Source organism: Acinetobacter sp. CAU_H_56, assembly GCF_058599425.1.
Genome location: NZ_CM178654.1, coordinates 1,456,492 through 1,477,772 on the forward strand (window position 1 = coordinate 1,456,492; position 21,281 = coordinate 1,477,772).

The window sequence follows — 21,281 nt, forward strand, 5'->3', positions numbered from 1 at the left end:
ATTATGGTAATGTTTAAGCTATAGCATAGGCAGTGAATGGGTGAATGGAGAGCGCAGAATGAATACACCAGCAACCACACAGTTGTACGAACAGCAGGTACAGATTTCAGGAATGACCTGTGCCTCTTGTGTAGCTCGTGTGGAAAAAGCCTTAAAGAAAATTGACGGTGTGGTGGAAGCGAACGTTAATCTCTCCACTGAACAGGCTTTTTTTAAAAGTGAACAACCCATTCCTGCAACGCAACTTGTTAATGCTATCAATAAAACCGGTTTTGAAGCCGTGATCCAGCAGTTTGATTTAAATATTGAAGGCATGACCTGTGCCTCTTGTGTAGCTCGTGTTGAAAAAGCCTTGAAAAAAGTCGATCAGGTACTGGATGCACAGGTTAATCTGGCAACCGAAAAAGCTCATGTCACTGTAATTCATCCTCTCGCTGTTTCTCAATTGATCAAGGCTGTACAAAAAGCTGGCTTTGATATTCAAACCGACCGAATTGAACTGGCTATTGAAGGAATGACCTGCGCCTCCTGCGTGGCACGTGTAGAAAAGGCCTTATTAAAAGTCGATCAGGTAAGTGAAGCCCAAGTCAATCTCGCCACTGAAACAGCTTGGGTCAAGGCGCCACGTAGTCAGCTTCCAGCTTTAATTGCTGCCGTCGAAAAAGCTGGCTATAACGCCCATACAAAATTAGATGCACAGGCTACCGATGCCCAGACGGCATTTCAGGAAAAGAAAACCGCTGAAACTGAACAGCTAAAACGTGACTTATGGTTGGCGCTAATTTTAGCTGTTCCGGTGTTTATTCTGGAAATGGGTTCACATCTGATTCCTGCCTTTCATCACTGGATTGCACATACGCTAGGTACCCAAAACAGCTGGTATATCCAGTTTGTGCTGACCACTCTGGTCTTGCTGATTCCGGGACGGCGTTTTTATCAGCATGGGATTCCGGCATTATTGCGACTAGCGCCCGATATGAATTCTCTGGTTGCCGTGGGAACAATAGCCGCTTATGGATTTTCCTGCATTTCTACGTTTTTTCCGCAATTATTGCCGCAAAGCACTGTACATGTGTATTTCGAAGCAGCGGCTGTGATTATTGCCTTGATCTTACTGGGACGTTATCTGGAAGCCCGAGCCAAAGGTAAAACCTCTGAAGCGATTCAATATCTGGTTGGCTTGCAACCAAAAACCGCCCGAGTACAGCAAAATGGAACTTGGGTTGATCTGGCGGTTGCTGATGTACAGCAGGGTATGCTGATCGAGATTCGTCCGGGTGAGAAAGCCGCGGTTGATGGTGAAGTCATTTCTGGTCAAAGTTATATTGATGAAGCCATGATCAGCGGTGAACCTTTAGCGGTGGCTAAACAGGCTGGGGATCGGGTGATTGGCGGAACGGTAAATCAGAATGGCACCTTGCAAATCAAGGCGACTGCGGTTGGTCAAGATTCAGTCCTGGCTCAGATTATTCATATGGTGGAACAGGCACAAGGTGCAAAGCTTCCGATTCAGGCGGCAGTCGATAAAGTGACCTTATGGTTTGTGCCGGCTGTGATGCTTCTCGCGACTTTGACCTTTATTGTCTGGTTCCTGTTGGGTCCTGAACCGAATCTGACTTATGCACTGGTCAATGCTGTCGCGGTACTGATCATTGCCTGTCCTTGTGCAATGGGCCTGGCTACGCCAACATCTATTATGGTCGGCACCGGCCGGGCGGCAGAGCTGGGTGTATTGTTCCGTAAAGGAGAAGCATTGCAACTCTTACAGCAAACCAGAGTTGTGGCGGTAGATAAAACCGGAACCTTAACTGAAGGAAAACCAGCCCTGACCGATTTTGCAGTGACGTCTGGTTTTGAGCAGCAAACAGTATTGCAAATGGTCGCAGCAGTGGAAGCCAAGTCTGAACATCCCATTGCCCATGCGATTGTGGAAGCTGCGAAAGCACAACAGTTGCAACTACCTGAAGTCAGTGATTTTGATTCAATCACCGGTGCAGGCGTGAAAGCTCAAGTTTCAGGTCAGCAAATTCATATTGGCGCAGTGCGCCTGATGCAGCAATTGGGTTTAAGTGTCGATATTTTTAAAGAGAAAGCACAACAGTTAGGCGAACAGGGACGTACTCCTTTATATGTCGCTATAGATCAGCAGTTGGCTGCCATTATTGCTGTGGCTGATCCGATTAAAGTCACAACCTATAGTGCGATTCAGGCCTTACATGATCAAGGCTTAAAGATCGCCATGATTACCGGTGATAACCAGCATACTGCACAGGCCATTGCCAGACAGTTGAAGATTGACCATGTCATTGCCGAAGTTTTACCTAATGAAAAAGTCGATGCGGTACATCAACTCCAACAGCAACATGGCATCGTCACTTTTGTCGGTGACGGGATTAATGATGCACCTGCCTTGGCTCAGGCCGATGTCGGGATGGCAATAGGAACTGGTACGGATGTCGCAATTGAAGCAGCAGATGTGGTACTGATGTCAGGAAATTTACAGCATGTGGCAACCGGTATTGGCCTGAGTCAAGCAACCATGCGCAATATCAAACAGAACCTGTTCTGGGCCTTTGTTTATAATATTGCCTTGATTCCGATTGCTGCAGGTCTACTATATCCATTCTTCGGTATTTTGTTATCACCGATGTTTGCAGCAGGTGCAATGGCGTTATCCTCAGTCTTTGTGGTCAGCAATGCGCTTCGTTTAAAGACTTATCAGCCGATCCAGTTGAAGGAGGCAGTGTAATGAATATTGGACAGGCCGCGAAACGCTCCGGGATCTCGGCCAAAATGATCCGTTATTATGAAGATATCGGTTTATTACCCAATCCTAAACGTAGCGACTCGGGTTATCGCATTTATAGTGACGATGACATCAAGACTTTAAGTTTTATTCAGCATGCGCGTGAATTGGGTTTTTCTTCCGAGCAGATGAAAGAATTGCTCGGCCTGTGGCTGAACGATGCCAGACACAGCAGTGATGTCAAACAGTTGGCGCAAAAGCATATCGAGTTACTGCAACAGAAAATTGCGGATATGCAAAATATGATGAAAATTTTGCAGCAATCGGTTGCGCAGTGTGCTGGAAATGAACAGTCTGACTGCCAGATCCTGAAACAGATTGAGCAGGGTGTGTCACATGGGAAAACTGCGAAAATGCTTATCAAAGCAGATTAATAGGCTTGTATTAAAATTCGCTTAACCCAAATTTAAACTGATCAAAGGGAGATCAAGATGAAATTCCGTATTGAAAATATGACTTGTGGTGGTTGTGCGCGTAGTGTGACTGCAACCATTCAGGAGCTGGATGAAAATGCTAAAGTAGATGTTGATGTGGTCAGTAAAATGGTGGAAGTTGAATCGAGTGCAAGCGAATCTGAGATTATCGCGGCATTAACTGAAGATGGCTTCCCGCCTGAAACTATGGCTTGATATGTACTATTTAAAAGATAATTCTAAAATGCCTAATTATGATTAGGCATTTTTTATGAAACTGCCGATATTTTATCTGGCGTCATCAATGCCTGATTAATATATAGCTTAATCAGGCGTTCACGCGAACCAATCGCTTTTTGATAACTGGTCGAATTTAATAATAATGAAGCGCCATAAGTGACTGTCCAGATATAAGATAAATAATCCCGGATTGACATGGCACTGTCTAAAGACACCAGATAATCATGGGTCATATCTTTAATGCGGATAATCCGTTCTTCACGAATACGGTAGAGTTCCTGAAATAACTCTTTCAGGTTTTTTTCATTATTGGTTAAACGCTCTTCAATAACATGCAGCAAAATAGTCCGGTTTGAATTGAGCATGTGATAAAGCATATATTGCGAAACATAATTTTTAATATCGTTATTATATTTATCGGAAATTGCCAGAATTCTTTTTTCATTCAGAATGATGAGTTCTAAATATAACTGGTTCTTGCTTTTAAAATGCTTGTAGATGGTTCCTTTGGCGATGTCCAGTTCTTCAGCAAGTTCACTCAAGGTGATGTCCTGATTATTATCAAGCAGTAGACTTTCTGCCATGCTCAGGATCTTCTCTTTACGAAGAAGGAAGTTCTGCTGTCTTACAGTCGTCATCTTCTTGACTCATCATTTTAGAAAAGGAACCTACTAAGAATATGCTATTTTCACAGGTATAGCTATAAAACTAAGGTCGTGATATTTATCTAAATTCGTATATTTATTCAACATTTATTGTAGAAAAAAGTCATATACAGCTGCGCTAAAAATATTGTCAAGAAAATTGAACCCTTGAGATCAACTTTGCTAAATAAAATTCCATTTTCAATATATTTGATTTATGGTTTTAGGGCATAAAGCTGAATCATATTTTCGTTTTAAACCCAGACCAGACAAGGTTTAGCGAAGTGAAGCCAGAGTCATTTTAGCAGCTTAAATTTTTCATTCATCAATGGATTTAAGTTTTAATGATTCAGTAAATACCAGAGGTATAAGGTTTTTGATTTTAAATTTTATATCGCTAATTTATGTCAATGAATTCATCGCCAGATTAATTCGATATGATGATTTTTGAATGACATGCATGGATTCGAGCAAAAATCCTCAAAATATTTTCTCGAATCCATAATGAAAAAATACTCAGTAACAGAATTGAGTATCACCAGTGAAGGAATATGAAAATGCCTATTTATAATGCGCCGCTAAAAGACATGGAATTTATTTTAAATGATGTGTTTCAGGCCGAACAATTTTGGCAAGATAATGAAAATCTTGCACATTTAGATATGGCAACTGCAAATGCAATTCTGGAGGAGATGGCCAAGTTTTCCAAGAATGTGATTCTTGATCTAAACCGCCCTGCAGATGAAGAAGGTGGTGCTCAGTTTAGTAATGGTGAAGTCAAAACACCTGCAGGTTTTAAAGAAGCTTTCAAACAGTTTGCTGAAGGCGGCTGGGTGGGGTTGGGTGCGCCTGAAGAATGGGGCGGTCAGGGCATGCCAAAAATGCTGACCGTACTGGCTGATGAAATGATTTGGAGTACCAATCCATCTTTCATGCTTTACCCGCTGTTAACTGTCGGTGCTGGCATGGCGATTAATGACCGCGCTTCGCAGGAACAGAAAGAAACCTATTTGCCAAAATTCTATACGGGTGAATGGTCAGGTACGATGTGTCTGACTGAGCCACATTCAGGGACAGATCTGGGCATTATCAAAACCAAGGCTGAACCGAATCAAGACGGTTCATACAACATTACCGGGACCAAAATCTTCATTACCAGCGGTGAGCATGATCTGAGTGAAAATATCATTCACCTGGTACTGGCCAAAACACCGAACGCGCCAGCAGGTTCACGTGGTATTTCTCTATTTATTGTCCCGAAATTCCTGGTTAATGCAGACGGTTCACTTGGTGAGCGCAATGCAGTCGCTGCCGGTTCGATCGAACATAAGATGGGTATTAAAGGCTCGGCAACCTGTGTCATGAACTTTGATGGTGCCAAAGGCTATATGGTGGGCAATGAAAATGAAGGTCTGGCGGGCATGTTCGTGATGATGAACTATGAACGTTTGTCGATGGGAATTCAAGGCATTGGCGCGGCAGAATTTGCTTATCAGAATGCCGCACAATATGCGACCGACCGTTTACAGGGCCGTGCATCAACCGGTGCTAAATCACCAGAAAAACCAGCCGATTCGATTCTGGTACATGGTGATGTACGCCGTATGTTGCTGAATGTGCGTGCCAATAATGAAGCTTCTCGTGCTTTCGCAGTCTATGTCGGCCAGCAGCTGGATATTACCAAATACTCCACCGACCCTGAGGCGGTACGTAAAGCAACTGATCGTGTGGCTTTATTAACGCCTATTGCCAAAGCTTATCTCACCGATAAAGCACTGGATGCTGCACTTGAAGCACAAATGTGCTTCGGTGGTCATGGCTATATCCGTGAATGGGGCATGGAACAATGTATCCGTGACCTGCGCATTTCACAGATCTATGAAGGGACCAATGGGGTGCAGGCAATTGACCTGATTGGCCGTAAAACTACGAAATGTAAAGGTGCATATATTGCAGAGTATATTGCAGAAATCCGTGAATTTGCCCAAGGTCTGGATGATGCCTTAATGATTAAAAAGGCAACCTTAGATACCTGTCAGCAACTGGAAGATATTACCAATTTTATTGTTGAGCAGTCTCAGCAGAATCCTGATTTCGCCAACTCCATTGCTGTTGATTATCTACACGCTGTAGGTCTGCTGAGCTTCGTCTATATGTATGCACGTATCAGCAAAGCGGCGGCTACCAAAGAAGAGAGCTATTTCCAGAATAAACTGGTACTGGCAAATTACTATATTGCTAAAGTACTCCCGGATTTGAGTGCGAGAATTCAACGCATTCAGGCAGGTGCAGAGCTGGTGATGCAATTGCCAGAAGAATATTTCACTGCACAAGCCTAAACCCGCAAATATTGCGAAGGACAAACACTGTAGAGCTATCACTTTGCAGTGTTGATAACAATGATGTTAAAGGATGAAATTAGAATGATTGTAATTGTAGAAGCTGTACGTACCGCGATGGGTGGTTTTCAAGGCTCACTTTCAAGCTGTACGGCACCAGATTTGGGTGCTGTAGTGATCAAGGAAGCGGTAGCGCGTGCAGGTCTGGCAGCCAATGATATTGATGAAGTGATCATGGGTTGCGTACTGCCAGCTGGCTTAAAACAGGGGCCGGCACGTCAGGCTATGCGTCAGGCAGGCCTGCCAGATTCAACCGGCGCGACCACGATCAATAAAATTTGTGGTTCAGGTATGAAAGCCGTGATGCAAGCTGCGGATGCGATCAAGGCGGGTTCGGCAGAAATCGTAGTGGCGGGCGGTATGGAATCCATGTCGAACGCACCGTACTTAATGGATAAAGCTCGTGCCGGTTTCCGTATGGGCCACGGCAAAGTAACGGATCATATGTTCCAGGAAGGCCTGGAAGATGCTGAAACTGGTCTATCTATGGGCATCCTGGCACAAGAAATGGCGGACAAGAAAGGCTATACTCGTGAACAACAGGATGATTATGCGATTGGCTCTTTAAATAAAGCCGTGACTGCTGTTCAGCAGGGCTTCTTCAAAGATGAAATCGTGCCAGTTACGGTCAGCACGCGTAAAGGCGATGTGGTGGTTGAGCAGGATGAACAGCCACTGAATGCCAAAGCAGACAAAATCCCATCTTTACGTCCGGCATTCAAAAAAGATGGTACGATTACTGCGGCAAATGCCAGTTCAATTTCCGATGGTGCTTCCGCACTGGTTGTAACATCGAGCGAGATTGCAGCACAGCGTAACCTGAAACCTCTAGCGAATATTCTGGCTTATGCCAGCCATTCACAACATCCATCAGAGTTCACGATTGCACCAGTGGGCGCGATTGAAAAAGTCCTGAAAAAAACGGGTTGGGATGCTCAGGAGGTTGACCTTTGGGAAATCAATGAAGCTTTTGCCATGGTGACCATGTTAGCAATAGATGCCTTTGAACTTGATCCAGCAAAAGTGAACGTCAATGGCGGTGCCTGTGCGCTTGGTCATCCCCTAGGTTCTTCCGGTTCCCGAATTATTGTGAGCTTGATTCATGCCTTAAAGCGTACTGGTGGCAAGAAAGGCATTGCAGCACTATGTATTGGCGGTGGGGAAGCAACAGCGATTGCAGTAGAACTGATTTAAGTCTTTTCATAATTGCATGATCATATGCTCAAAGTAGCAAACTTAAATATTTTTTGAATTAGACCACAATGCTTCTGGTACGCCAGGAGCAGGCGTCTCTTTATTTTTAATTTTTGAGAATTTTTATGAACGGTTTAGAGCGTATTCGTTTGCTCGCATTACAAGATAAAGTAGTACCTGTAGAAAAAGCACTACAATTGATTCAAGACGGTGATGTAATTGGTTTGAGCGGGTTTGGCGGCGCCGGTGAAGCGAAAACTGTGCCTTTGGCATTGGCTGAATATGCCCGGCAGCATCCGATCCATATCACACTGGCGACAGGTGCAAGTTTGGGGAACCGGATTGATGGAAAACTGAATGAAGCTAACGTTATAACCCGCCGTTATCCTTATCAGGCTGATCCTTCTTTACGTCAGGCCATCAATAATGGTGAAGTGATGTATATCGATCAGCATCTTTCTGAACTGGCAGACAATATCCGTCATAAAAACCTGCCGGCGATTAATGTAGCTATAATTGCCGCAACGGCCATTACTGAAGATGGCCAGATTATTCCGACCGGTTCTTGTGGAAACTCGGCGAATTTCATCGAAATGGCAGATCGGGTCATTGTTGAAATTGATACAACAGTTAATCCGGTGCTAGAAGGCGTACATGATATTTATTTGCCTAAAACCCGTCCAAACCGTGGTCCGATTCCTTTGACGCAAGTCAGTGACAAGATAGGTACAATCGGAATCCATGTTGCACCTGAAAAAATTGCTGCGATTGTCATTAATGAGATTCCGGATACTTCTTTCGCAATGGATGAGCCGGATGAAGAAACACTGGCGATTGCCAGCCACTTAATTCAATTCTTTGAAAATGAAGTCGCCGCAGGACGATTACCTGAAAATCTGGGGCCGCTGCAGTCCGGAGTAGGTTCCGTGGCAAATGCCGTATTTGCAGGTTTTGAACATTCTAATTTCAATAATCTTGAAATGTATTCTGAAGTCCTGCAAGACTGTACTTTCCAGCTTATCGATTCAGGAAAAATGACCTTTGCTTCTGGTTGTTCCATGACCCTGAGCGATGAATGTGCGGCACGGGTGATGAAGAATTTTGATCAGTACAAAGATAAAATTGTCTTACGCCCGCAAGAACTTTCCAACAACCCTGAGCTGATTCGCCGTCTGGGTATAATTGCAATCAATACCGCACTGGAGTTTGATATTTACGGGAATGTGAATTCAACCCATGTCGCTGGCACCAAGATGATGAATGGTATTGGCGGCTCAGGTGATTTTACCCGTCATGCACATATTGCTATCTTTGTAACTAAGTCCTATGCCAAAGATGGTGCAATTTCTTCAGTAGTTCCACTGGTAAGTCATACCGACCATACCAACCACGACGTTGATGTTCTAGTGACTGAACAGGGCTTAGCTGATCTGCGTGGATTGGCACCACGTGAACGTGCCCGCAAGATTATTGATATTTGTGCCCATCAAGATTATCGCAAAAGCCTGAATGATTATTTTGAGCGTGCCTGTGCGTGTGGTGGACAGACACCACATCTATTGAACGAGGCCTTGTCTTGGCATGCACAATTTGAAGAAACCGGTTCAATGAAAATTGCTTAGTTCTCTTTCTTAAAATAAGCCCAAAATAAAGCCTGTGAATCACGGGCTTTATTTATTGTACTAGATAAATATTTTAGTTCTGAATCAGACGTGGGTTATTAAAGACTTTATCCAAGATATGCCGATGAATGAAACGCAGTTTATCTTTCACAGCTTCAGCCAGCTTAAACGGGTAAGCATCTTCCAGACCCATACTGCGATTTAAGGCATTCAAGTTAAAGGTCAGCGTGACCCAGTTTTCCAGGATATGTTCAAAATCCTGTCCACCAATCGGGCATTCTTTAAAGTCCATACTGGCCAGGTTTCGGCCATTACCTTCTACGCGTAAGCCAGCATAAAATGCTGTTTCTAGTGTTTCCATGATATGCAGATAGTGCGACCAGGTTTCAGCCCAGTCTTCCCACGGGTGGGCGGTGGCATAGGGACTAATATATTTTTCATGCCAGTTAATAGGCGCACCTTGATTATAATGCCGTTCTAGTGCTTCACTATAATTTTGCCGCTCATCCCCAAAATAATGGCGAAGTTCATCCAGTAATTCCGGGTGTAGGTGCTGGATGACATTAAAATAAAAATGCCCACTTTCATGACGAAAATGCCCTAATAATGTCCTGTAATTTTCACCCATATTGACCCGGGTGGTTTCACGATAAACCACATCGGCCTCGAAGGCATTTAAGGTAATTACCCCGTTAGCATGACCGGTAAGTACCGGCTTGTCTTTTTCAGGAAGAAGAAAATCAAATCGCAAACCCAATGGATCATCATCCGAATGTTTTGGACGAGGCATAATGTTCATACGTTGGGTCAGATATAGAAAACGGCGTTTGGCTTCCTCCAGCCGATACCAGTAAATCATGTTTTCGGCATTTTCCAGATTTGGAATTACATGCGTCAGCTGGCAGGATTCGCAAAAATCTTCCTCATCATCTGCAGGGATCATCCAGTTACATACCTGATGATGGGTATAGTTATAACAAGGTTTATAACGGGAATGTTGATACTTTTCGGCAACCGGAACCCACTCCTGAGCATTCAGCTTTTTAAATGTCGTCATTTCTTTTTCAGATGCGATATAGCCGATAGGGGAAAGGCAGTGATCACATACGAATTTGGCGAAAAAGATCTGCTGTTCGCAAACTGGACATTCAAAATACTTCATCGATACTCCCTGCAAAATTAATGAATTACAATGATTTGCTGAACCTCTGTAATTTATATTCAGATTGCATTGCGGAATTTTATCCTGTTTAAAAATTCATCTTAAAAATTTCTTAAAAAACACTATGTTGATTAATTGTAAAATGCGTGTGATCGATTATTCATTAAATTATAGTTTAGTGACTGTTTATAGAAGAAAAGCTGAAAGAAATAAAAAAACCGATGAACTAACTTATGTATTTTTTCTTAAATAAAAAAGAGAGCACTAATTTAAAAAATCTGAATAACGCAAATAATAAAAAAAATCAGAGATCAAAAATTATTAAAATAAAATTGATTGAATAGCGTTTTTCAAAAGACCTAATTGGTATATATTTTGCTCAATTTTAAAACATATATCATGCTGAAAAATAAATTATTTTTCATTTTCTAGTTCTGCTTTTTGGGTATTAAAATATGATGAAGATAAGAAAAGCCACTGTTCGGGATACACTTGCCATTGCGAACGTCATTGCCTCCTTTGTTGATGTCTTGATTTCTAGTGAAGAGGGACACAAGCGTTTTCAACCTGAAATTCTTCAGACCATTTTTGACCGAGCTGATATTCATTATTTTGTTGGAGAAATTAATCAAAAAATTGTGGGCGTGGTGGCCTATATGGAACCTGCACACTTCATGCACTTCTTTCTAGATCCAGCGTATCAGGGGCAGGGATATGGACGACAAATGTGGAATTTTTTAGAAGAAAAAATTCGTAATCAAGGGCATCAAAAGATTACAGTCAAATCCAGTTTATATGGCTTCAATATTTATAAAAAATTTGGTTTTGTAGAAACAGGTGAACTTACTCATGAACATGGCATTCGCTTTATTCCAATGGAAAAAGTTTATTCTGATGAAACATCTTCGGTCTCTTAAAATAGAAGAGCCGTTTATTATAAGTTAATCAAAGATCAGGAGTTATTTTCTTATTTATTAGCATAGTTGGAATCTGAGAAATCAATTTTATCCCTGTCAATTTGATAAATTTTAATTATTTTTAAATTAGAAAATTAAACTTTTAGCTATTAGCCATTATCTCATTTTTAATTAGTCATAGATTGTACTAAGGCATAGAATTAATTCACTTTTACGGTATTAATGATCAGGGTATGGCAATCAGCTGGATTTTCTTCACTTTAATGGCTGCATTTATGCAGGCCTGGCGAAATGCCTTTCAAAAACAGCTCAGCACCACTGTTGATATCTGGGGCGTGACACTGGCGCGTTTCCTGTTTGGATTACCTCTAGCTGGACTTTATATCGCGACTTTATACCACTTCAAACCGGTAGAAAATGTGGTGCATTTTACCCCGAAGTATTGGATCTATATCCTGATTGCCGGTATCAGCCAAATTCTGGCGACTGCTTTGATGGTGCAGCTGTTTAAACAGAAAAATTATGCGATTGGTGTTGGACTGGCAAAAAGTGAAGCGATTCTGGCTGCCATTATCGGGGTGATTTTCCTATCAGATCATCTGTCTGTACTCGCCTGGATTGGGGTGCTGATCGGTGGTTATGCGGTATTCCTACTGAGTAAGGGCAATCAGCTCACCGGCCTATCCACCAAGACTTTAGCCATCGGAATCGGCAGCGGTTTGAGCTTTGCTATTACTTCACTCTTGGTACGTGAAGCCAGTCTGGAACTACCAATGTTGCCAACCGTACATCGCGCTTCATGGGTACTAATTTCGGTGATTGGTTTCCAGTGCATCAGTATGCTGATTTACCTGAGCCTGTTTAGTCGAAAAACCTTAGTTGCCATGTGGCAACGTTTAGGTCTAACCTTTAAAGTCAGCTTCTGCAGCTTTATAGCATCCCTCGGCTGGTTTACCGCCATGAGTATGATGAGCGTGCCAATCGTGAAAACCTTGGGACAAATCGAAATCCTGTTCAGTCTGCTGATTTCAGTTTATTTCTTTAAAGAAAAACTGGCGCGTGCCGAGCATTGGGGCTTGGGGCTGGTGGTGATTGCAGCGATGCTGGTGATCTGGGCTTAACGAATACACGAATAAAAGAAAAGCCACGATATATCGTGGCTTTTTTATAAGAATAAATTTAAGCAGCAAGAAAAGTTTGTACGGCCTGATTAAAGGCTTCCGGCTGTTCAATATTGGAAATATGCGAGGCATCTATTCCATATAGCTGGCTGTTCGCAATACGTTGCTGCATAAACTGGCCATCTGCAACAGTCGTCACAGGATCCTGCTGACCCGCAATAATCAGCACAGGGATTTGAATGCTACTAAGTTGTTCGCGGACATCCGCCTTAGCCAGAGCTTCACAGCAGTTTGCATAGCCTTCTGGGCTGCCAGCTCCGAGGTCGTTTGAAAGTTCTGCAACGACTGCCGGGTTGCTCTGGATAAAGGGATCGGTAAACCAGCGTGATGCCGCAGTTGCTGCAATCGGAGCAAGACCTTGCTCACGGACAAGCACAGCACGGTCTTGCCATGCCTGTTCCTGGCCAATTTTGGCTGCGGTGTTACAGACTATCACCTGGCTAAAACGTTCTGGCTTATGAATCGCCAACCATTGACCGGTTAAGCCACCCATAGAAATACCACAGAATGCTGCTTTTGCAATATCCAAATGATCCAGTAGATTCACGACATCCTGACCCAGCTGCTCCAAGCTATACGGGCCTTGTGGTACAGATGATGCACCATGACCACGGGTGTCATAGCAGATTACGTAATGATCCTGCTGGAAATGTTCAATCTGTGGCTGCCACATGCTGTATTTGGTGCCCAGTGAATTGGAAAATACGATGGCAGGTTTTGTAGCGTCACCAAAGGTCTGGTAATTAATCTGGGCATCATTTGATGTAAATGTTGGCATTTGTTATTCCTTTTATTTCCTTCTAAAAATTCCTCCCTGAACAAGGCATAAGCACTGCTTAAGCCTTGTGCAAGAAAGGGAGGTTAGGAGGGGTTTTTTAAACACGTTCAATAATCAGCGCGATACCTTGACCTACGCCAATGCACATAGAGCAGAGAGCATATTTCCCGCCAGTCTGTTCCAGCTGGTTCAGTGCGGTTGTCACCAGACGGGCACCGGAAGCACCGAGTGGATGGCCAATGGCAATGGCACCGCCATTCGGGTTTACATGGGCAGCATCATCTGGAAGGCCAAGGTCACGGGTCACGGCTAAGGCCTGTGCAGCAAAGGCTTCATTCAGTTCAATGACATCCATCTGATCTAGTGTCAAACCGGTCTGGGCCAGTAGCTTTTTAATCGCTGGTGCCGGACCAAAGCCCATAATGCGTGGTTCAACACCGACAACCGTTGAGCCAATAATTTTGGCACGCACTTCTAGGCCATATTCAGCAACAGCTTCATCAGAGGCAATCAGGAGTGCCGCTGCACCATCGTTAATGCCAGAAGCATTGCCGGCAGTCACCGTACCATCCGCTTTTACAACTGGTTTTAGCTTAGTTAAACCTTCTAGTGTCGTAGAAGCACGTGGATGTTCATCTGTATCAACAACCACAGGTTCGCCTTTACGCTGAGGAATCACTACCGGAATGATTTCATTTTTAAAGAAACCTTTGGCCTGCGCCGCTGCAGTACGTTGCTGGCTGGTCAGGGCAAACTTGTCTTGATCTTCACGGTTGATATTGAACTGTGCTGCCACATTTTCCGCAGTTTCCGGCATGGTTTCCACGCCATACAGTTCCTTCAGTTTCGGGTTGATAAAACGCCAGCCCATGGTAGTATCTTCAAGCTTTTGAGTACGGCCATAAGCGGTTTCAGACTTACCCATCACCAGCGGTGCACGTGACATGGATTCCACACCACCAGCCATAATCAGATCGGCTTCACCGGCTTTAATGGCACGAGCCGCAATGGCTACCGCATCGAGTGATGAACCGCAAAGACGGTTAATCGTAGTTGCCGGTACCTGATAAGGCACTCCTGCGAGCAAAGCGGACATACGACCCACGTTGCGGTTATCTTCACCGGCCTGGTTGGCACAGCCATAGATGATGTCATCCACTTTTTCCCAGTTGATACTTGGGTTACGTTCCATCAGCGCTTTAATCGGGATCGCGCCAAGATCATCAGCACGGACAGGTGCCAGCCCACCCGCATAGCGACCGAATGGGGTACGGATGGCATCGATGATGTATGCGTTTTTCATTGTTTCTATTTCCAGTTCTCTAATCCCTCCCGACCTCCCTTTGATAAAGGGAGGAGAGCTTCCGTCATATATTTTCGAAAGTCCCCCTTTCTTGCACATCGACTTAAAGCAGTGCTTAAGTCTCGTTCAGGGGATTTAAGGGGATTTAATTTTCCTTTATTACTTAACCTTGTGTTGCATCAATCAGTTTGGCACCCGTCATCGACTGCAATTCTTCAAATGATAGACCTTGAACTTTTTCAATGACTTTCATGCCTTCAGCCGTGACATCAATTACACACAGGTCGGTATAAATACGGTCTACACATTTCAGGCCAGTGGCAGGATAAGTCAGTTCAGCCACGATCTTCGGTTCACCTTTTTTAGTGACGTGATCTGTTGTGATAAAGACTTTCTTGGCACCGACGGCCAGATCCATCGCACCACCGACTGCGGGAATTGCATCTGGTGCACCGGTATGCCAGTTGGCTAGATCACCATTTTCAGCGACCTGAAAAGCGCCCAGTACCGCAATGTCCAGGTGACCGCCACGCATCATGGCGAAAGAATCGCCATGGTGGAAGAAAGCACCGCCAGTCAGCATGGTCACAAATTCTTTACCGGCATTAATCAGCTCAGGGTCTTCTTCGCCTTTGGCAGGTGGCGGACCGAAAGCCAGCAAGCCATTTTCAGAATGTAGGAAAACATCCTTGTCTGCAGGAAGATGGCTGGCAATCTTGGTCGGCAGGCCGATACCAAGGTTGACATAGGCGCCATCAGGAATGTCCTGGGCAACACGTTCAGCAATCTGGTCACGGGTCAGTTTGATATAGCTCATGATTTTGCTCCTGAATTACTGTGCCGGTTGTACTTGGACAACGTGTTGGACAAAGATGCCTGGGGTAATAATATGCTCCGGATCCAGCTCACCGAGTTCAACGACTGCAGCGACCTGGGCAATAGTCACATCTGCCGCCATCGCCATGATTGGACCGAAGTTACGCGCCGATTTACGGTAAACCAGATTGCCCCAGCGATCGCCTTTATGCGCCTTGATCAGGGCAAAGTCTGCTTTAATTGGATTTTCTAAAACGTAATCTTTGCCTTCATAATTCAGGGTTGGCTTGCCTTCCGCCAGCAAGGTTCCAAAACCGGTTGGCGTGTAGATTGGCCCTAGGCCCATACCTGCAGCCTGAATACGACAAGCTAAATTACCTTGCGGTACCAGTTCTAGTTCAATTTTTCCTGCACGGTACAGTTCGTCAAAAATATAAGAGTCTGACTGGCGTGGAAAAGAACAGATGATCTTACGCACAGCACCAGCTTTAAGGAGCTTTGCCAAACCATAGTCACCGTTACCGGCATTGTTATTGACGATCACCAGATCTTTCACACCCAGCTCAATCAGGCCATCAATCAGTTCAGCAGGCTGACCTGCGGTACCGAAGCCGCCGATCATGATGGTCGAACCATCCTTGATCTGGGAAAGTGCTGCTTTCAGCGATAATGAACTTTTATCTATCATAATCTTGTCCTTGCATGTCCTAATCTGATGAAGGGCTATCACTTATTTTGAATCTGAAGCAACGGCAGTGAGGGTGGCAGGCCTCTTCTTTGTCAGGAGAAAATGAGCCAGTAAGCCAATACAGATGCCCCAGAAAACTGAGCTCAGGCCGAGTACACTCATGCCTGAGGCAGTCGCTAAAAATGTAATTAGGGCGGCTTCGCGCTGCTGTTCGGTTTGCATGGCAACTGTCAGGTTGGTCGAAATCGCACCCAATAACGCCAGTCCAGCCAGTGCTGCAATCAGTTCTTTAGGGAACAGACTGAACAGCATCACGATACTGCCTGCAAACAGACCACCTAAAATGTAAAACAGGCCATTACATACACCTGCGATATAACGTTTCTCTGGTAATTCGTGCGCATCTTTGCCTATGCAAAGCGCCGCAGTAATTGACCCCAGAACCGTGGTGATACCACCAACCCAGGCTACTGCCAGAGAAGTAATACTGGCTGTGGTAATAATGGGTTTGGCCGGTACCTGATACCCGCTGATTTTTAATAAACTCATCCCCGGTAAAAACTGACCGGACAGGCTGACCAGAATCAGGGGGAGTGCCAGGTTAAAGGTCGATGACCAGGTCCATTCCGGCTGAATCAGTTGCGGAATGGCCAGATTGAAGTCCATGCTGACTGGCTGAAACTGACCGAGAATCAGGCTTAAACAGACACCAGCCGCCAATACCCATAACATGGCATAACGGGGATTCAGCCGTTTGGCGACTAAAAACACCAGCAACATGCCAAGTACGATCACGGGCATATTGTCTGTGGCACTAAACAGGCCCAAACCGAAATTCACCAGAATGCCGGCCATCATTCCTGCGGCAACCGCTTGTGGAATCAGCGCCAGCAATTTATCGAAATAGCCACTAATGCCAATTACAAACAGCACCACAGCCGTAGTGATATAGGCTGCAATCGCTTCATTCAGTGAAATATCGGGAAATAAGGTCACTAAAAGCGCTGTACCAGGAGCTGACCAAGCCATCACAATCGGCACTTTGAACCTGATGGATAAATAAATACTGGAAACAGCAGCACCTATGGAAATCCCCCAGATCCAGGAAATTATCATGGCTGCAGACACTTGTGCCTGCTGGGCCGCCTGGAAAAAAATAATCAGGGGACCGGCATAAGAAATCAGTACTGCTAAAAATCCTGCCACCGTGGCTGAAATCGACCAGTCATTTTTTAAGGTTTGAAACAGGTGACTCATTGGCAATATGCCTCCTTGCGTCTAGCAATGATCCTGTTGATCTGTTGTGGATCTGGATTAACCCAGATCGCCACCACCGACAGGTACTACCGTACCGGTCATATAGGACGATTCATCCGAAGCCAGGAATAAAATGGCATTCACTTGTTCCTGAATCGTGCCGTAACGTCCCAGGAAAGTACGGTCAATAGTTTGATCCACCACTTGCTGCATCCATACTTTTTCAGTTTCCGTTAATGGATTGGCATTACGTGGAACCTTACGTGGCGGTGCTTCGGTACCACCCGTTGCAACGGCGTTGACACGAATCCCGTCTTTGGCATGTTCAAAGGCAAGAGCAGCAGTCAAGCCGTTAACTCCACCTTTAGAAGCCGAATAAGGCACCCGGTTAATGCCACGGGTTGCAATTGACGATACGTTTACAATGGTGCCATGCTGCTGCTTGATCATTTGCGGTAGCACTGCACGGCAGCACCACATGGTTGGGAACAATGAACGGTTCACTTCTTTGATGATTTCTTCTTCAGAAAATTCTTCAAAAGGTTTCATCCAGATCGCACCGCCAACATTGTTGATCAGCACATCAATACGCCCATAGGTCTCTAGTGCTTTGGCCATGACAGCTTCGGCACCGGCATAGGTTTCCAGATCGGCTTTTACAGTAATGGCATCGCCACCTTTCGCTTCAATTTCCGCCAGCACTTCTTCTACATAGGGAGAAAGGTCGGCCATGACGACTTGTGCGCCTTCAGCAGCAGCCTGGATGGCTACACCGCGACCGATGCCTTGCGCAGCACCAGTCACGATTACGACTTTATCTTCAAATCTTGGGTTACGGTTCATGAGATTCTCCGGCTTCTAAACTTAGTTGGCAGAGAATTTTTCAAACAAGAAGCTGGCAGGTTTGACACCTTCAGCATCCAGCCAGCCGCGAACCGCTTCAACCATTGGCACTGGACCACATAGGTAGATATCGACATCTCCAGCGTTCAGCCATTCGTTTTCGATATGACCGGTTACATAGCCTTTACGCTCATGTGCAGATTCTGGATTTGCGACCACTGTACGATATTCGAACCATGGGAATTTATCCTGTAGTTCATTCAGCTTTTCAATTGCGACCAGGTCAAAGTCATTGGTCACACCAAATACCAGACGTACTGGATATTCAGAACCTTTTTCTTCCAGTACCTGTAACATCGACATGAATGGCGCGATGCCTGTACCACCTGCCAGCATCAATACCGGACGGGTCACATTACGCAGATAGAAGCTGCCGAATGGACCGGTAAAGGTCATTTTGTCACCCGCTTTTGCATCAGCGCTGAGGAAACTCGACATTTTGCCGTTCGGCACATTGCGCACCACGAAGCCGGTTAAACGGTTGCCCGGCTTGGAACTGAATGAGTAAGAACGGGTTTCAGTGGTGCCAGGAATGCCGACATTGACATATTGTCCGGCCAGAAAATGGATATCTGGTTGACCATCATCGAGTTGAATATCAAAGGTAATGGTGGAATCAGACAGGTTTTCTACACGGGCCAACGTACCTTGAAATGCGTGAATCTCGGTTTTGCAAACATCAGACGAAGCCTGAATCTGGAACACGGCATCTGAAGTCGGTTTACATTGGCAAGCCAGAATAAAACCTTCTGCGGCTTCTTCTGGTGTCAGTGCATCTTCAATGTACATTTCTTCAGGCATGTCATACGCACCTGATTCACAAAAAGCGCGGCACGTTCCACATGCACCGTCACGGCAATCTAGAGGGATATTGATCTTTTGACGGTAAGCTGCATCGGACAGGGTTTCGCCTTGGGCAACACTAATAAAACGTGTAACGCCATCTTCAAATTGGAGTGCAACATTGTGGTTTGACATGGCTGAATATCCTATATAAATCTTTGAAACTTAGCCTTTCAGCCATATTTCCCTGGCTGAAAGGTTTGACCTTGCTGTCGAGACAGTCTTAGAGGTGATAAATGTCGATAACCTGGTTGATGTAATCGTTTTTCAGCACCACGTATTTGCTTAAAATCTGTGGTTTTTCGCCTGAAAAATTGATTACATAACGAGACATACCAAAGTAGCTGTAACTGGTTTTGTAGCGGAAACTCAGGGTATTCCAGTTAAAGCGCACAGTGACCTTGTCGCCATCACGTTCCACAATTTCAATATTGCAGATGTTGTGACTAGTACGGGTATCCGGCATGGTGGCAGATGAACGCTCCGTCTTGATGCGGAACACACGGTCCTCAAGACCCTGACGGTCAGGGTAGTAGATCAGTGAGATTTCAGACTGTGGGTCTTCAGTCAGACGGTCATCATCATCCCAAGCTGGCATCCAGAAAGAAGCAGTAGGAGCGTAGCACTGTAACCAGTCATCCCATTGCTCATCATCTAAAAAGCGGGCTTCCTGATACAGGAACTGTGCAATGTTTTCTAAAGTGATGTCGCTCATGCGGTTTCTCCTTCAGTGTTTGCAGCAATTTCTTTTTCAATCGCAATGCCTTTTTTGATCAGTTCTAACCAGTACTGGTGTTGTGCCAGATATAAGCCTTCATCTTCTGTTTTAATACCAGACAGTTTTGGTTTCAGGCCAATTTCATTGGCTGCATCATCTGGCCCTTGAATCCAGTGCTTAGAACCACGGCACATATCATTCCATTCCAGCGCGATCCCAGCATAACCGGCCTGACAGGCACGGAATTCTTCCAGATCGTCTGGGGTAGCCATACCAGAAGCATTAAAGAAGTCTTCATACTGACGGATACGGCGAGTGCGTGCTTCAGGCTCTTCACCAACAGGACCGATACAGTAAATAGTCACTTCAGTCTTATCGACAGAGATCGGACGCAGGACACGAATTTGTGAGCCGAACTGATCCATGAAGTAAACGTTTGGATAGATACACAGGTTACGTGAACGCTCGATCATCCATTTCGCCATGGCTTCGCCATAACGCTCGGTATATTCATCTTTCTTGGCAAAGTTTGGACGGTCTTCCGGGTTGGCCCATTGTGTCCAAAGCAGCATGTGACCATGTTCAAAGCCGTAAGAACCACCGCCTTGTTTGCCCCATGAACCTGCGCTCATGGCACGAATATTATCGCCAGCTTCTTTTTCCTTACGTTGCTGAGTCGTTGCAGCATAGTTCCAGTGCACGGCAGAGACGTGATAACCATCGGCACCGTTTTCTGCAGTCAGCTTCCAGTTACCTTCATAGGTATAAGTCGATGAACCGCGTAAAACTTCCAGACCTTGCTCAGACTGACCCACGATCATGTCGATGATCTTCGTGGCTTCACCCAGGTATTCTTCCAGAGAAGGAACATCCGGATTCAGGCTGCCAAACAAGAAGCCTTTGTAATTTTCAAAACGGGCTACTTTTTTCAGGTCATGAGAACCGTCCTGGTTAAAGCAATCTGAATAGCCTGCATCAGCCGGGTCTTTCACTTTTAACAGCTTGCCTGAGTTATTGAATGTCCAGCCATGGAATGGGCAGGTATAGGTTGCTTTATTGCCACGCTTATAACGGCACAGTTGTGCACCGCGGTGAGAGCAGGCATTGATCATGGCATTTAGTTCGCCATTACGATTACGTGCAATGATGATTGGCTGACGGCCAATATGGGTTGTGTAGTAATCGTTGTTGTGGGGAATCTGGCTCTCATGGGCCAGATAAACCCAGTTTCCTTCAAAGATATATTTCATTTCCAGATCAAACAGGGCTTGATCAGTAAATACGGAACGGTGCAGTTTAAATTCACCAGATTCAAAATCATCGACCAGTAATTCATCAATACGGTCTAAATGGCTGGTGTTAATTACAGGAATACGAGGCATGTCCAGTCTCCGACT

At 44.9% G+C, this 21,281-nt stretch carries 19 protein-coding genes; 8 read left to right on the forward strand and 11 right to left on the reverse strand.

Going from position 1 to position 21,281, the window contains the following annotated elements; genetic code table 11:
- Nucleotides 1-58 precede the first annotated feature (58 nt).
- Genes AC4MCC_RS07120 through AC4MCC_RS07130 form a run of 3 tightly spaced genes read left to right on the forward strand, consistent with a single transcriptional unit; the run spans nucleotide 59 to nucleotide 3,435 of the window.
- The gene (locus tag AC4MCC_RS07120) at nucleotides 59-2,749 is read left to right on the forward strand and encodes a heavy metal translocating P-type ATPase (RefSeq protein ID WP_491880079.1); all 2,691 of its coding nucleotides are present in this window, start codon (nucleotides 59-61) and stop codon (nucleotides 2,747-2,749) included.
- Nucleotides 2,749-3,180 carry a Cu(I)-responsive transcriptional regulator gene (cueR, locus tag AC4MCC_RS07125; RefSeq protein ID WP_491880078.1) on the forward strand — a complete coding sequence of 144 codons (432 nt, stop codon included), beginning with the start codon at nucleotides 2,749-2,751 and terminating at the stop codon, nucleotides 3,178-3,180. Before AC4MCC_RS07120 ends, cueR begins: the two co-directional genes overlap by 1 nt.
- Before the next feature lie 57 nt (nucleotides 3,181-3,237).
- The gene (locus tag AC4MCC_RS07130; protein WP_034704558.1) at nucleotides 3,238-3,435 is read left to right on the forward strand and encodes a heavy-metal-associated domain-containing protein; all 198 of its coding nucleotides are present in this window, start codon (nucleotides 3,238-3,240) and stop codon (nucleotides 3,433-3,435) included.
- Nucleotides 3,436-3,488: 53 nt separating this feature from the next.
- Here the strand turns inward: AC4MCC_RS07130 and AC4MCC_RS07135 are convergent, their stop codons facing one another.
- A complete protein-coding gene (locus AC4MCC_RS07135) occupies nucleotides 3,489-4,097 on the reverse strand; it encodes a TetR/AcrR family transcriptional regulator (RefSeq protein ID WP_005235816.1) in 609 nt (202 codons plus the stop codon).
- Nucleotides 4,098-4,660: 563 nt separating this feature from the next.
- Between AC4MCC_RS07135 and AC4MCC_RS07140 the strand changes: the two genes are divergently transcribed.
- The 3 genes from AC4MCC_RS07140 to scpC all read left to right on the forward strand — a co-directional run bounded on the left by AC4MCC_RS07140 (nucleotide 4,661) and on the right by scpC (nucleotide 9,318).
- Entirely contained in the window at nucleotides 4,661-6,442 is a 1,782-nt protein-coding gene (locus tag AC4MCC_RS07140) for an acyl-CoA dehydrogenase C-terminal domain-containing protein (protein ID WP_491885809.1), read from the forward strand.
- A 78-nt stretch (nucleotides 6,443-6,520) separates the two neighbouring features.
- Nucleotides 6,521-7,696, forward strand: coding sequence for a thiolase family protein (locus AC4MCC_RS07145; RefSeq protein WP_491885849.1), 1,176 nt, complete (start codon nucleotides 6,521-6,523; stop codon nucleotides 7,694-7,696).
- Between the two features lie 125 nt (nucleotides 7,697-7,821).
- A complete protein-coding gene (scpC, locus tag AC4MCC_RS07150; RefSeq protein ID WP_491885810.1) occupies nucleotides 7,822-9,318 on the forward strand; it encodes a succinyl-CoA:acetate CoA-transferase ScpC in 1,497 nt (498 codons plus the stop codon).
- A 73-nt stretch (nucleotides 9,319-9,391) separates the two neighbouring features.
- Here the strand turns inward: scpC and AC4MCC_RS07155 are convergent, their stop codons facing one another.
- Complete coding sequence (locus tag AC4MCC_RS07155) at nucleotides 9,392-10,480, reverse strand: zinc-binding metallopeptidase family protein (RefSeq protein WP_491885811.1); 1,089 nt, start codon at nucleotides 10,478-10,480, stop codon at nucleotides 9,392-9,394.
- 458 nt (nucleotides 10,481-10,938) lie between these two features.
- Here AC4MCC_RS07155 and AC4MCC_RS07160 point away from each other — a divergent pair, with 458 nt between their 5' ends.
- On the forward strand, nucleotides 10,939-11,397 hold the full coding sequence (locus AC4MCC_RS07160; RefSeq protein ID WP_034704577.1) for a GNAT family N-acetyltransferase: 459 nt from the start codon (nucleotides 10,939-10,941) through the stop codon (nucleotides 11,395-11,397).
- A gap of 233 nt (nucleotides 11,398-11,630) precedes the next feature.
- Complete coding sequence (locus AC4MCC_RS07165) at nucleotides 11,631-12,518, forward strand: DMT family transporter (protein WP_419364414.1); 888 nt, start codon at nucleotides 11,631-11,633, stop codon at nucleotides 12,516-12,518.
- 58 nt (nucleotides 12,519-12,576) lie between these two features.
- On the opposite strand, the gene pcaD is transcribed toward AC4MCC_RS07165, so the two are convergent.
- From pcaD to benA, 9 genes are all read right to left on the reverse strand, one after another.
- Nucleotides 12,577-13,356, reverse strand: coding sequence for a 3-oxoadipate enol-lactonase (pcaD, locus tag AC4MCC_RS07170; RefSeq protein WP_491885812.1), 780 nt, complete (start codon nucleotides 13,354-13,356; stop codon nucleotides 12,577-12,579).
- A 97-nt stretch (nucleotides 13,357-13,453) separates the two neighbouring features.
- Nucleotides 13,454-14,659 (reverse strand): 3-oxoadipyl-CoA thiolase, encoded by a 1,206-nt coding sequence (gene pcaF / locus AC4MCC_RS07175; protein ID WP_419364410.1) that lies wholly within the window; start codon nucleotides 14,657-14,659, stop codon nucleotides 13,454-13,456.
- 163 nt (nucleotides 14,660-14,822) lie between these two features.
- The gene (locus tag AC4MCC_RS07180) at nucleotides 14,823-15,476 is read right to left on the reverse strand and encodes a 3-oxoacid CoA-transferase subunit B (RefSeq protein ID WP_491885813.1); all 654 of its coding nucleotides are present in this window, start codon (nucleotides 15,474-15,476) and stop codon (nucleotides 14,823-14,825) included.
- Between the two features lie 15 nt (nucleotides 15,477-15,491).
- The gene (locus AC4MCC_RS07185) at nucleotides 15,492-16,163 is read right to left on the reverse strand and encodes a 3-oxoacid CoA-transferase subunit A (protein WP_491885814.1); all 672 of its coding nucleotides are present in this window, start codon (nucleotides 16,161-16,163) and stop codon (nucleotides 15,492-15,494) included.
- A gap of 42 nt (nucleotides 16,164-16,205) precedes the next feature.
- Nucleotides 16,206-17,420: a benzoate/H(+) symporter BenE gene (gene benE / locus AC4MCC_RS07190; RefSeq protein ID WP_491885815.1), complete on the reverse strand. Its 1,215-nt coding sequence runs from the start codon at nucleotides 17,418-17,420 to the stop codon at nucleotides 16,206-16,208.
- 57 nt (nucleotides 17,421-17,477) lie between these two features.
- Nucleotides 17,478-18,263: a benzoate diol dehydrogenase BenD gene (gene benD, locus AC4MCC_RS07195; protein WP_491885816.1), complete on the reverse strand. Its 786-nt coding sequence runs from the start codon at nucleotides 18,261-18,263 to the stop codon at nucleotides 17,478-17,480.
- Between the two features lie 21 nt (nucleotides 18,264-18,284).
- Nucleotides 18,285-19,301 (reverse strand): benzoate 1,2-dioxygenase electron transfer component BenC, encoded by a 1,017-nt coding sequence (gene benC / locus AC4MCC_RS07200; protein WP_491880071.1) that lies wholly within the window; start codon nucleotides 19,299-19,301, stop codon nucleotides 18,285-18,287.
- An 88-nt stretch (nucleotides 19,302-19,389) separates the two neighbouring features.
- On the reverse strand, nucleotides 19,390-19,881 hold the full coding sequence (gene benB / locus AC4MCC_RS07205; protein WP_179992594.1) for a benzoate 1,2-dioxygenase small subunit: 492 nt from the start codon (nucleotides 19,879-19,881) through the stop codon (nucleotides 19,390-19,392).
- Complete coding sequence (gene benA / locus AC4MCC_RS07210) at nucleotides 19,878-21,266, reverse strand: benzoate 1,2-dioxygenase large subunit (RefSeq protein WP_491885817.1); 1,389 nt, start codon at nucleotides 21,264-21,266, stop codon at nucleotides 19,878-19,880. Before benA ends, benB begins: the two co-directional genes overlap by 4 nt.
- Between the last annotated feature and the right edge of the window lie 15 nt (nucleotides 21,267-21,281).